This window comes from Novosphingobium sp. SG919, from assembly GCF_012932495.1.
In the GTDB taxonomy this organism is placed as follows: Bacteria; Pseudomonadota; Alphaproteobacteria; order Sphingomonadales; family Sphingomonadaceae; genus Novosphingobium; species Novosphingobium rhizosphaerae.
Genome location: NZ_JABCNG010000002.1, coordinates 549,985 through 561,938 on the forward strand (window position 1 = coordinate 549,985; position 11,954 = coordinate 561,938).

The 11,954-nt window shown below is 67.0% G+C and carries 8 protein-coding genes; 4 read left to right on the top strand and 4 right to left on the bottom strand.

What is annotated here, in order from left to right:
- Positions 1-15 precede the first annotated feature (15 nt).
- The 4 genes from FHT19_RS12400 to FHT19_RS12415 all read right to left on the bottom strand — a co-directional run bounded on the left by FHT19_RS12400 (position 16) and on the right by FHT19_RS12415 (position 5,939).
- Positions 16-843 (bottom strand): shikimate dehydrogenase, encoded by an 828-nt coding sequence (locus FHT19_RS12400; RefSeq protein WP_169475360.1) that lies wholly within the window; start codon positions 841-843, stop codon positions 16-18.
- Positions 844-912: 69 nt separating this feature from the next.
- Positions 913-3,876, bottom strand: a complete 2,964-nt coding sequence (locus FHT19_RS12405) for a TonB-dependent receptor (protein ID WP_248290436.1) — start codon at positions 3,874-3,876, stop codon at positions 913-915.
- Between the two features lie 76 nt (positions 3,877-3,952).
- Positions 3,953-5,185 (bottom strand): MFS transporter, encoded by a 1,233-nt coding sequence (locus FHT19_RS12410; RefSeq protein WP_169475362.1) that lies wholly within the window; start codon positions 5,183-5,185, stop codon positions 3,953-3,955.
- Between the two features lie 82 nt (positions 5,186-5,267).
- Positions 5,268-5,939 carry a TetR/AcrR family transcriptional regulator gene (locus tag FHT19_RS12415; RefSeq protein ID WP_248290437.1) on the bottom strand — a complete coding sequence of 224 codons (672 nt, stop codon included), beginning with the start codon at positions 5,937-5,939 and terminating at the stop codon, positions 5,268-5,270.
- A gap of 254 nt (positions 5,940-6,193) precedes the next feature.
- On the opposite strand from FHT19_RS12415, the gene FHT19_RS12420 reads away from it, so the two are divergent.
- The 4 genes from FHT19_RS12420 to FHT19_RS12435 all read left to right on the top strand — a co-directional run bounded on the left by FHT19_RS12420 (position 6,194) and on the right by FHT19_RS12435 (position 11,776).
- Positions 6,194-8,092: a sugar phosphate isomerase/epimerase and 4-hydroxyphenylpyruvate domain-containing protein gene (locus FHT19_RS12420; protein ID WP_169475364.1), complete on the top strand. Its 1,899-nt coding sequence runs from the start codon at positions 6,194-6,196 to the stop codon at positions 8,090-8,092.
- A gap of 65 nt (positions 8,093-8,157) precedes the next feature.
- Positions 8,158-9,150, top strand: a complete 993-nt coding sequence (locus tag FHT19_RS12425) for an alpha/beta hydrolase (RefSeq protein WP_169475365.1) — start codon at positions 8,158-8,160, stop codon at positions 9,148-9,150.
- Positions 9,147-10,709: a carboxylesterase family protein gene (locus FHT19_RS12430; RefSeq protein ID WP_169475366.1), complete on the top strand. Its 1,563-nt coding sequence runs from the start codon at positions 9,147-9,149 to the stop codon at positions 10,707-10,709. Before FHT19_RS12425 ends, FHT19_RS12430 begins: the two co-directional genes overlap by 4 nt.
- Positions 10,709-11,776 (top strand): hypothetical protein, encoded by a 1,068-nt coding sequence (locus FHT19_RS12435; RefSeq protein ID WP_169475367.1) that lies wholly within the window; start codon positions 10,709-10,711, stop codon positions 11,774-11,776. Before FHT19_RS12430 ends, FHT19_RS12435 begins: the two co-directional genes overlap by 1 nt.
- The last annotated feature ends 178 nt before the right edge of the window (positions 11,777-11,954 follow it).

Genomic DNA, 11,954 nt, shown 5'->3' on the forward strand with positions numbered 1-11,954 from the left:
CACGGCGGGCTTCCCTTACCCGAGGCTGCGCTTCATGCGCGCGGCGTCGGGCGTGTGGCCGGTAATGATCTCGAACGCCAGCGCGGCCTGGCCCACCACCATGCCGGTGCCGTTGATGGCGCGGCAACCCTTGCTTCGTGCGACCCGAAGCAGCTCGGTTTCCAGCGGGAAATAGATGATGTCGGCCAGCCAGTGATGCGCCGCCACGGCGCCTGGTGGGATCGGCATGCCAGGTTTGCTGGCCATGCCGATGGGCGTTGCATTGACGATGCCATCGGCCGGCGTGGTATCGAGCGCGGCAAGCGCCGTCACATCGATCTGCGCGGCGGGATAGCGCGGGGCAAGGTCGGCGGCGAGGGCCTGAGCCCGCGGGGCATCGGGATCGACCAGTTCCAGCCGCGCCACGCCAAGCGAGAGCAGCGCATTGGCCACGGCCGATCCCGCGCCCCCCGCACCCAACTGGATCACGTGCCCCAGCGCCGCACCGGGAAGTCCGGCGAGCAGGCTTTCGCGAAAGCCGGGCATGTCGGTGTTGTGCCCGATCAGGCGCCCGTCGCGGATGGCCACCGTGTTGACCGCGCCGGCGGCCAGGGCACTGGGCGCGAGTTCGTCCATCAGCGCCATGATCGCCTGCTTGAACGGATAAGTCACGTTGAAGCCGGCGAAGCCCTGGTCCTTGAGGGTTTCGACCAGGGTTGGCAGGTCTTCGTCAGTCAGGCCTCGCTGCGTGAAATCGAACAGTTCGTACGTCAGCTCCAGGCCCAGTGCTTGCGCCTCCTCTTCATGCAGGCGCGGTGAGCTGGATGCCAGGATGGCGCGACCAAGTAGCCCGGAGCGGATCATCAGTACCTTTGTCTTATCAAAAGGCTCCGGCGCTGCGATTGTGAAGGCGCAGCGCCGGGGCAGGGTGGATCAGAAGCTGACCCGCGCGCCGATATAGAACGAGCGGCCGATCGGGTCATACAGCGCCACGTCGGTGCCGTTCTGCGAACTGGCGACGTAGGGCAGCTTGGCATTGAGCACGTTGGTGATGCCACCGCGCAGTTCGAACATCTTGCCCACCTTCACGTTGCCGAAGACATCGTAGAGGTTGTAGGCCGCCACGCCCACCTGGGCGGCACTGGGCGTGAGCACCGAGGTGGCATCGTTCATCGCGCTCTGGTAGCGCCAGCGCACGCCGATCCCCATGTTGTCCGAGCGGTAGCCCAGGGTGGTGAGCGCCTTCCAGCGTGGCGTGGCGCGCGGCGGAACCGAGCTGGGGCCGGCGGCGCCGTTGCTGATGTTGGTATAGTCCAGCTCTGCCGCGCCGGGCAGCAGTTGCACCTTGTAGGCATGGAGCCAGCCGACCGTGGTGCTGGCGTAGATCTTGCCGGTGTTGCCCAGGAACGGCGCCGGCGTGGCCCAGTTCACTTGCGCTTCAACCCCGTCGGTCTTGAGCGAGCCGAGGTTGAGATAAGGCGTGACGACGTTGACCAGCTGGCCGTTGCTGTCACGCTGGATCAGCGCGCAATAGGGGTTGGTGGTGGCATAGGACGGGTTGCTGCCATCGAGGTTGTAGCACTTGGACAGCACGGTCAGGCCAGGCACCGTGGAAATCACGTTCTTGATCGAGATGTTGTAGTAATCGACCGAGAACGAGAAATCGCCGAACAAGCCACTACCGCGCGGCGCATTGAACACGACGCCGGCGTTGAACGTATCGGCATGTTCGGGGCGCAGCGCCAGGTTGCCCGAAACCAGCTGGCCGGTGGCCGTGGTCGGGAAGGTATAGCTGCCGATCGCGGCCTGCGGCACGCCCTGCGCCACGCAGAGCGCCGCCACTTGCGCGCCATTGGCGCCGGTGCGGGCCGTGGAGCGCGCGTCGCAGGGATCGCCCAGCGCGCCCGGCGGCGTGCCGATCACCAGCTGCGTGCCCTGCTGCGGCGAGAACAGTTCGCCGATATTGGGCGCGCGCACCGCGCGTTGATAGCTGCCGCGCAGCATGATCGTGTCGGTCGGGCGCCAGCGGGCATCGGCTTCATAGCTGGTCACCGTGCCGGTGGTCGAATAGTTGGACACGCGCGCCGCCGCGCCGATGCCCAGTTCGCGCATGAACGGCTTGTCGGCCACCAGCGGGATATCGATCTGCCCGGCCAGTTCCTTGACCGAGATACGGCCCGAGGCGGGTTGCGAGGCGGTGATCGCTTCCAGGTTCTGCGCCTGGAGATCGCTGTCGGGACGATAGCTGTAGGTGTTCTTGCGATAGCCGGCGACCAGGGCGATCTGCGCCGGGCCGGCGCCAAGGTCAAACAGCTTGCCGTTGATCTGGCCCTGGAACTGGGTCTGGCCCAGGCGCTCGGTGCTGAACGCATCCTTGGTGATATAGGCCGCGCAAGCGGCCGAAATCGAGCGGGCATTGGCATCGCCGAACGGGTTAAACCCACCCTGGCAGATCGAGGCGCCGCCATCGGCTGCGCTCAGCAGCGTCTGCACGCGGCTTTTGACCACGGCGTTGTGCATCGTCTGGTTGTGCACCGACTGGTCATAGGACCCATAGATGTCGAACGTCCAGCCCGGCGCGATATTGCCCTTCAGGCCGGCCATGTACTGCTGGACGGTATAGTCTTCGTCCCAGCTCTTGTACGGCAGGCCGACATAGCGCCCGTTCCACAGGAAATTAGCAGTGGGATTGGGGCGCGACGCCAGGATCGTGCGCAGGTCCTGCGGGATGAACGGGTTGGTCACCGGAATGGTGGTGAGCTGGCCGAACTGGGTGAGCGTGCCGCCGCTGGCGGTGTGGACGTTGAGGTCCACGAACAGGAACTGGCCATAGAGCGTGAGGTCGGGGGTCAGGTCATAGTCCGCCTTGATGAAGGCGGTCTTGCGCTTGAGCCCGTTCATGAAATCGGTCTGCTGGCCCACTGGCATGCGCACGTTGCCATTGACGATGGCATAGCCGCCGGTGTTGGTCTGGCCCTTGTAGTTGACGGCGCCGGTCTGCACGAACAGCGAGCCATCGTTGTTGAAGCCGAGGTTGAGCAACGGGTTGATCGTGCTGGTCACGCCATAGCCGTTGAAGATCGACTGCACGACGGCGGCGTTGGGCGCGTTGGTGGCGTTGGGCACGAAAGTGCCGGTGCCGATGTACGACGAGGGCGTCTTGTCGGAAAAGAAGCTGCGCGCGCGGCCGTTGATCGGGTCCTGCTTGGTGTAGCTGAACGCGGCGATGACATGGCCGCGATCCTGGGCAAAGCTGCTGCCGAACGCGATCGAGCCCGAAAACTTGAACGCGTCGCCCTTTTCGCTCAGCGTGTTCTGGACATCGGCCTTGACGCCGTTGAAGCTGCGCAAGGTCTTGAAATTGACCACGCCGGACATGGCGTCCGAGCCATAGACCGCCGATGCGCCACCGGTGATCACGTCAACCCCGCCGATGATCGATTCGGGGATGATGTTGGTATCGACCGTGCCCGAAATGTCGGACAGGGGCAGACGCTTGCCATCGAGCAGCACCAGGTTGCGGTTGGGGCCCAGGCCATGCAGGTTGACCGAGGCGCGGCCGCCGGTGCCCTGGCCGCCGGTGCCCGAGTTGCCGGAGGCGGTGAAGCCGGGAAACTGATTGAGCGCGTCTTGCAGATTGACGTTGCCGCTGGCCTTGATCGCGTCGGTGCTGACCGACACGATCGGGCTGACCGCGGTGTTGTTGGGCCGCTGGATCAGCGAGCCGGTCACCACGATTTCCTTGACGTCAGGCTGCGCCGCTTCTGCGGCCGCCGGCGGTGCATCGGGCGCGGTGGCGGCCTGGGGCGCTGTTTGCGCCAAAGCCGGGGTTGCAAGGGCCACGGCCACGCTCAGCGCAGACGCGGACAGCACAAGACGGGTGCCTTCCAAACGCATGGTCATCCTCCCTGGCGAACGTTTGCCGTTTCGCCTTCCGACGACTCATTTATGTTACGAACTAGTTCCTGTCAAATTATTCTGAAACGTCGAGAGACATTCTGTCGACGGCAAACGCGGCCGCGGCGCAGGCCAGCAACGGCACGCAATAGGCGGCAAACAGCACGGGAAGGGGTGCTTTGGCGGCCATCAGCCAGCCGCCCATCATCGGCCCGATCACCGCGCCGGCACGGCCCAGGCCGATCGCCCAGCCCACGCCCGTGGCACGCATGCGCGCGGGATAGACGCCGGCAGCCAGCGGCCAGACGCCGTTGTATCCGCCCTGCAGCAGCACGCCGATGGCAAACGCGAGCGCCAGCGTGGCGGCCACTGGCATCGCCACCGAACCGAACACCAGCATGGCAACGCCCGCGCCGACCAGCATTGCCGGCACCAGCCGCCCCAGCGGTACGCGCACGGCCAGCACGCTCATCCCGGCGGTGCCCACGAAGGCCCCGAAATTGTACAGTGCGCCGGCATAGATGCCGTCGGTTTCGGAAAGCCCGGCCTGGATCGACAGCTTGGTGATCCAGCTGACGATAAAATAGAGCACCATCAGGCCGCAGAACACCGCCGCCCACAGCGCCAGCGTGCGCGCGCGAAACGCAGGGGACAGCAGATCGCCGATGCGCCCGGCCGGCTCTGCGCCGCTGCCCGGCATGCCTTCGTGTTGACGCGGCAGGATGGCCATGGCGGCGGGGAACAGCACCACGGTGAGGCCGCCGGCCGCCAGCAGCAGGCGATGCCAGCCCCAGATCGGCAGGAGGTGCGCGGTCAAGAGCGCGGTGAACACGGCGGCAAACGGATAGCCTGCCTGGACGATGCCCACGGCCAGGTTGCGCTGGGCGGCGGGGGCGGCCTCGGCGGCCAATGCGGCCATGGCGGCCAGCACCGTGCCGATGCCCATGCCCACCACCACGCGCAGGGCATAGAGCACCGGCACCGAGCCGGCAAAGCCGCTCGCCACCATGCCGGCCGACATCAGCCCCAGCGCGGCCAGGATGATGCGCCGCCGCCCCAGCCGGTCGGCCAGCGGGGCGATGCCCATGCCGCCGATCGCCATGCCGACAAGTCCCGCCCCGAACAGCAGCCCCATGGTATCGGCCCCGATCGCCCAGTCGGCCTGGAGCCGGGGGGCGATGAACGACAGGATCGTCACGTCGATGCCGTCGGCCATGTTGATGGCAAAGCACAGGGCCACGATGGCCAGGCCCGTGCGGGTCCATTGCGCCGGCCCGCTGCCGGCGCTTGCATTGATGGGTGTGGCCATGCCTGTCTCTCTCCCGCATGCGCCGGGTGCCATGGGACAGGCGCTGGCCGGCGGGCCGCTGGGCTGCGGCCGCCGTTCGCGCTCAATCCTTGTGGGTCACCCAGGCGATGATGATGTCTGCCACCTGGCTTGCCCGGCGGGCCAGCGCTGTTTCGCTGGTCATGTCCACGCCGAAATTGTGGGCAAAGGTGAACTGGTTGGATACGTTGTAGAACGCCAGCGCGGTCATGTTGAGATGCAACTCGACCGGATCGATGCCCGCGCGAAAGCTGCCCTCGGCTTCGCCACGCGCGATCAATTGCGCCAGGATCTCGATCACGCTGTGGTTGCGGCTGGGCAACGCGGCGATCTGCTTGAGATGCTGGGCGCGGTGGATGTTCTCGTTCATCACCAGGCGCACCAGTTCGGGATGGCGGGCATGATAATGCACGTCGTGCTCGATCAGCCGGCGCAACGCCTCCACGGCGGTGCCGCTGGCTATGTCCACCTGCGCCTCGCTCTCGCGCACCTGGCGATAGGCGCGTTCCAGCACGGCGCGGTAGAGTTCTTCCTTGCCTTCGAAATAGTAGTAGATCTTGCGCTTGGTGGCCTTGCCGGCGATCTCGTCGATCCGCGCGCCGGCCAGGCCCTTTTCCACGAATTCCTGCGTGGCGATGTCCACGATCTGCGCGATCGCGGCTTCGCGTGCTTCCGCGTGCGACCGGCGCGGCTGCTTGGCCTTTGGATCTGGCGCGTCGGAACTGGCTTTGGGCAAGGGTCTCTCCTGGGCAGGACGGCGCGCAGGTTTGCGGTCCCGCATCGCTGCGGGCACTGCTTCCGTTGCGCCGATGATCCTTCCTTGCCGCACCTGTCCCTCGTTGCAAGGCCCGGCCTTTGGCCAGCATCGCCTCTGCATCTGCTATTTATGTAACGAACTAGTCCCTAACATTTTTGCTTTTGTCAAGCATCGGGGCGTGATAGGCCCATGGCCGGGGCAGGAAACCAAAGGCAACAATCGGCAGGCGGCCAATGACCAATCCCGCATTCAAGACATCCATCGCCACCGTGTCGATCTCCGGCACGCTCGATGCAAAGCTCCAGGCGATCGCTGCTGTCGGTTATGACGGCGCGGAAGTGTTCGAGAACGACTTGCTCTCGACGCATCTTTCCGCGCGCGAGATTGGCGCGATGATGGCCGACCTGGGCCTGGCCTGCACGATGTTCCAGCCGTTTCGCGATCTTGACGGCTTGCCCGAGCCCCAGCGTGCCCGCGCGTTCGACCGCCTGGAACGCAAGTTCGACGTGATGCAGGAGCTTGGCACCGACCTGCTGCTGGTCTGCTCCAGCTGCTCGCCGCTGTCGGACGGCAACCGCGAGCGCACGATTGCCGATCTCACCGAAGCGGCCGAGCGCGCCGCCGCGCGCGGCCTGCGCCTGGGCTATGAAGCGCTGGCCTGGGGCCGCCATGTGCACGACCATCGCGAGGCCTGGGGCATCGTGCGCGATGCCGATCATCCCGCGCTTGGCTTGGTGCTCGATTCGTTTCACTCGCTCTCGCGGCAGATTCCCTCGTCCAGCATCGGCGACATCCGGCCGGAAAAGCTGTTCATCGTGCAAGTGGCCGATGCTCCCATGCTCGACATGGACCACCTGGGGTGGAGCCGCCATTTCCGCTGCATGCCGGGCCAGGGCGATTTTCCGCTGGACGATTGGGCCGGCGCGATCCGCAAGATCGGCTATCAGGGCTATTGGAGCCTGGAAATCTTCAACGACCGTTTCCGCGCGGGTTCCGCCAGCGGGGTGGCGCTCGATGGCTATCGTTCGCTGCGCCTGCTGGAGGGCGGGATTGCCCGGCCTTCGGTTTCGGCTGCCGCGTTGCCGCCACGGGTGAAGACCGCTGGGGTGGAATTCATCGAATTTGCCGCCAGCCATGAAGAAGCGGAAAACCTCGCCGCCATGCTGCGCCCGCTGGGCTTTCGCCCCACCGCGCGCCACCGCAGCAAGGACGTGACGCGCTGGACGCAGGGGGTGGGGACGCAGGGGGTGGACGACCCTGTCAACATCGTGATCAATTGCGAGCCCGAAGGGCTGGCCCACAGCTTCGACGTGGTCCACGGCGCTTCGGTCTGCGCGCTGGGCCTGGCGGTAGACGATGTGCCGGGCGCGCTGGCGCGGGCCGATTTCCTGCGCGTGCCACGCTTCAACCAGCCATTGGCGCCCGATGAATGGCCGATCCCCAGCGTGCGCGGGGTGGGGGGCAGCCTGATCTACTTCGTCGACGCCGCCACCCGCGCGGCGATGTGGGCGCACGAATTCCCCACAACCCTGGAAGACCCGGTGCCCGGCCCGCGCCTGGCGATCGACCATGTCGCGCAGACCATGCAGTACGAGGAATTCCTCAGCTGGCTGCTGTTCTACGTCGCGCTGTTCGACGTGGCCAAGACCCCGCAGCTCGACATTGCCGATCCCATGGGCCTGATCCAGAGCCAGGCTGTGGAAAACGCCGATCGCTCGGTGCGTTTCACGCTCAACGGCTCGCTCGCCACGCAATCGCTCACTTCGCGCTTCATCCAGAACTATTTCGGGGCGGGGGTGCAACACATCGCCTTTGCCACCGACGACATCATGGCCGTTGCCGATGCGGCCCATGCCCAGGGGCTGCCGCGCCTGTCGATCCCGCGCAACTATTTCGACGATCTGGAAGCGCGCTGGGGACTGGAGCCCGACCTGATCGATGCCATGGCGACGCGCGACATCCTCTATGACCGCGATGGCGAGGCCGAATACCTCCAATTCTACAGCCGCGCCTTTGCCCGGCGGGTGTTTTTCGAAGTGGTCGAGCGGCGCGGCTATGCCGGCTACGGCGCGGTCAACGCGCCGATCCGCCTGGCCGCCCAGGCTCGCCACAAACCCGATTTTCCCGATTGATCGGCGGGGCCGGCGCGGCCCTGCCACCCCCCAAAAAGCATAACAAGACCATGGAGAGAGACCTGATGTTTGCCCGCCTTTCCGCAGCAGCGCTGGGCCTTGGCGCCCTGCTCGCCGTTCCCGCCCAAGCAGCACCCGCGCGCGATTTCCCCACCGAGGCCAAGCCGGTGCTGGCCGATCGTTTCCCGCAAGTGCCGGTGGCCTTTCCCGGCGGGGTCAAGGCCTGGCGCGACGTGACCTATCAGCAGTTGCCCGGCTATCGCCCGCAGGCGCTGGATATCTATGTGCCGGCAGGCAAGGGGCCCCATCCGCTGGTGGTCTATATCCATGGCGGCGGCTGGATGGCCGGGCACACCCGCCATTCGGGCGCCTTTGCCAATTGGCCCAAGGTGCTCGCCGCGCTCGCGGCCGAAGGCTTTACCGTGGCCAGCCTGGAATATCGCCTGTCGGGCGAGGCGAAGTTTCCGGCGCAGCTTCAGGATGCCAATGCCGCGCTGCGCTTCCTGCGCGAGCATGCGGGCGACTATGCGATCGATCCCGCGCGCGTGGCGTTGTGGGGTGGTTCGGCCGGCGGGCACCTGACGGCGTTGACCGCGCTGACTTGCGGCAACACCACGCTCGATCCTGCTGCCGGCGCCGACCGTTGCGTGCAGGGCGCGGTGACATGGTACGGTGTCTATGACTTTGCCGGGATGAACGCCACGCCCGATGGCAATTCGGCCGGCACCCGGCTGCTCGGCTGCGAGGGGCCGTGCAGCGCCGACAAGCTGCGCAGCGTGAGCCCGGTGGCCTATATCGACGCCAAGGACCCACCGTTCCTGCTGATCCATGGCGACGAGGACAAGACCGTCCCGGTGGCGCAATCGCACCTGGGCGAAGCCGCGCTCAAGGCAGCCGGGGTACCGGTGCAGGCGATCTACATTCCCCATGTGGACCACAGCTTCATCGGCCGCACCCCGGCCGAAACCCATGCCGCCTCGATGCAGGCGCTCAACGCCACGTTCGATTTCTTCCACCGCGTGCTCAACGTGCCGGCGCCGGCAGGCAAGGCCAAATGATCCGGCGGATTCTGGCCGCGCTTGCGCTGGGGCTGGCTGCTCCCGCGCAAGCCGAACCGATTGCCGTGGATGGCGGCCTGGTCGAGGGGACCACGTTGCCCTCGGGCGTGGCGGCATGGCTGGGCGTGCCCTTTGCCGCGCCGCCTCTGCGTGAACTGCGCTGGCAGCCGCCGCAGCCGGTCACGCCCTGGACGGGCACGCTGCACGCCGATCGCTTCGCCCCCGAATGCCTCCAGCCGCTGCGCGGATCGCTGCAGAACCACTATTTCGGCAACGAGGCGACGAGCGAGGACTGCCTCTTCCTCAATATCTGGGCGCCGCCCAAGACCAGCAACGCGCCGGTCGTGGTGTGGATCTATGGCGGCGGTTTCAACATCGGCTCTGCCTCGATGGCCAACTATTCGGGGGAGCCGATGGCCCGCGAAGGGGTGGTGCGGGTCAACATCGCCTATCGCGTCGGGGCGCTGGGTTTCCTCGCCCATCCCGAACTGTCGGCACAAAGCGGGCATGGATCGGGCAACTATGGCCTGATGGACCAGATTGCCGCGTTGCAATGGGTGAAGCGCAACATCGCCCGCTTTGGTGGCGATCCCGACAATGTGACCATCGTGGGCCAATCGGCCGGGGCGATGTCGGTGGCGCTCCTGCAGATCAGCCCGATGGCCAGGGGCCTGTTCGCGCGCGCCGTGGCGATGAGCGGCAGCCCGTTCGGCGGCATGCTCGGCCCCGCGCCGCTGGCGCAGGGGGAAGCGCAGGGCCTGGCCCTGCAAAAGGAACTCGGCGCCGCCTCCATCGCGGAAATGCGCACCATGCCGGGTGACCGGATCATGGCCGCCACCACGCCGCGCAGCGCCATCGTGCGCGATGGGCAGGTGATCACGGGCAGCGCGGAAGAGGTCTTTGCCGCCCATGCGCAAAGCGATGTGCCCGTGTTGATCGGCTATACCCGCGACGAAAGCTTTCGCCCGCTGGGGCCGATCGCCACGACAGATGCCCTGGCAGCGGCGGTGAAAGACCGCTTCGGCGCGCGCGCCGATGCGATCCTGGCCGCCTATGCCGGTGCTGATCCCGCACGGGCCGCAGCCGACATTGCCCGCGATGCCACGGTCGGCCGGCAGATGGCGGATTGGGCGGCCGCGCAGCGCCGTTTCGGCACGCGGCCGGCTTATGCCTATCTCTTTGCGCGGCGCCAGCCCTATGCGCCGGGCGTGGTCTTTTCCGATCACGATCCGGCCACGGTGGGCGCCTATCACACCGGTGACGTGCCCTATTGGCTGCGCACGCGCGACGCGCTGAACCTGTTTCGTCACACGCGCGACTGGCGGCCGGTGGACCAGGCGCTGGAAGATACCATGGCCGGCGCATTGCTGGCCTTTGCCCGCACCGGTGTGCCCGCCAGCGCGCCGATTGGGCCCTGGCCGGCGCTGGATCCCAAGCGCCCGCGCCTGGTCCTGCTGGGGGAGCAGCCTGGCGTGATCGCCTGGCCGCATTGGGCCGACATGGCGCTGTTCGGGCAGGCACCGGCGGAGCCGGGGCGCAGCGGCCGGCCGCGCGATTGATGCGCGCGATCCTGGCTGCCCTGGCGGCAATGGTGGTGCTGGCTGTGGCGCCGCTGCCGGCCCGCGCGCAGGCCTGCCCGGCCGATAGCGAACTGGCCTACATCTGCGGCGTGCAAAAGCCCGAGGATGTGCTGCGCTTGGCCGATACGCCGTTTCTGGTCAGCAGCGGGTTTGCGCCGGGTGCCGGGCTCAAGCTGGTTGATACCCGCCGTCGCGTGGCCGAGCCGTGGTTTACCGGCGCGGCCGAGCAAGTCGTGCGCGATGCCGCGGCCTGGCCGCAATGTCCTGGCCCGCTTGATCCGGCGCTGTTCAATGCGCGCGGACTTTCGCTTTCGCGCCTTGATGACGGCAAATGGCGCCTCTTGGCGGTGAACCACGGCGGGCGCGAGTCGATCGAGGTGTTCGATGTGGACCTGGCGGCCCCGCGCCCGCGCTTGGCGTGGCGCGGGTGCCTGCCCATGCCGCCGGGGCAGGTGGCGAACGCCGTCGCGCGCTTTGCCGATGGCACGGTCCTGGCGACGGTGCTGACCGCGCCGGGCACCACGATCGGCGATTTCATGAACGGCAAACCGACCGGCGCCGTCTGGCAATGGCGGCCGGGCGACATGGCTTTTCGCGAAGTGCCGGGCACGCGGCTGCCGGGCAACAACGGGCTGGAAGTCGATCCCGACCAGCGGCATTTCTATGTCGTCGCGTTTGGCTGGCATGCGGTCGTCGTGTTCGACCGCGCCAATACCCGCCGCCCGCTGCGCCGCATCGTTGCGCCCGATTTCATGCCCGATAACGTGCATTGGAGCGAGGGACGCCTGCTGGCGGCCGGCATGCGGCTCGACGAGCCGGCCTGTGGCGGATTGCGCCGCGTGACCGGGCGTGCGGCCGATCCGATGCTGTGCCACCGTGGCTGGGTGGTGGGGGCCGTGGACCTGGCCGCCAGGCGCATCGCCACGGTGGCCTATGGGCATCCGCAGCCCGGTTTCAGCGGCCTGTCCGCCGCGGTGCAGGTGGACGACACGTTGTGGCTCGGTTCGTTCCAGGCAGATCGCCTGGCCACGGTGACGCTGCCCTAAGCGGCAAAAAGTCCTTGCTGCGCTGCACCCGAATCGCTTAGCCTGGCATTCGAGCCGGCTGGTCGGCGCCCAATGGCGGGCGTTCTTTCCGGGCCGCTGGCCCTTCGTAACAATGCGTGGCAATGGTGCCGCCCGATGTGATCCTCCAGGGATCATCTCGTGGCGGCTTTTTTGTTTT

What these genes read in the sequence shown, in the direction of transcription:
- FHT19_RS12400 (WP_169475360.1), bottom strand. Translation starts at nt 843, where the DNA reads ATGATCCGCTCCGGGCTACTTGGTCGCGCCATCCTGGCATCCAGCTCA.
- FHT19_RS12405 (WP_248290436.1), bottom strand. Translation starts at nt 3,876, where the DNA reads ATGCGTTTGGAAGGCACCCGTCTTGTGCTGTCCGCGTCTGCGCTGAGC.
- FHT19_RS12410 (WP_169475362.1), bottom strand. Translation starts at nt 5,185, where the DNA reads ATGGCCACACCCATCAATGCAAGCGCCGGCAGCGGGCCGGCGCAATGG.
- FHT19_RS12420 (WP_169475364.1), top strand. Translation starts at nt 6,194, where the DNA reads ATGACCAATCCCGCATTCAAGACATCCATCGCCACCGTGTCGATCTCC.
- FHT19_RS12425 (WP_169475365.1), top strand. Translation starts at nt 8,158, where the DNA reads ATGTTTGCCCGCCTTTCCGCAGCAGCGCTGGGCCTTGGCGCCCTGCTC.
- FHT19_RS12430 (WP_169475366.1), top strand. Translation starts at nt 9,147, where the DNA reads ATGATCCGGCGGATTCTGGCCGCGCTTGCGCTGGGGCTGGCTGCTCCC.
- FHT19_RS12435 (WP_169475367.1), top strand. Translation starts at nt 10,709, where the DNA reads ATGCGCGCGATCCTGGCTGCCCTGGCGGCAATGGTGGTGCTGGCTGTG.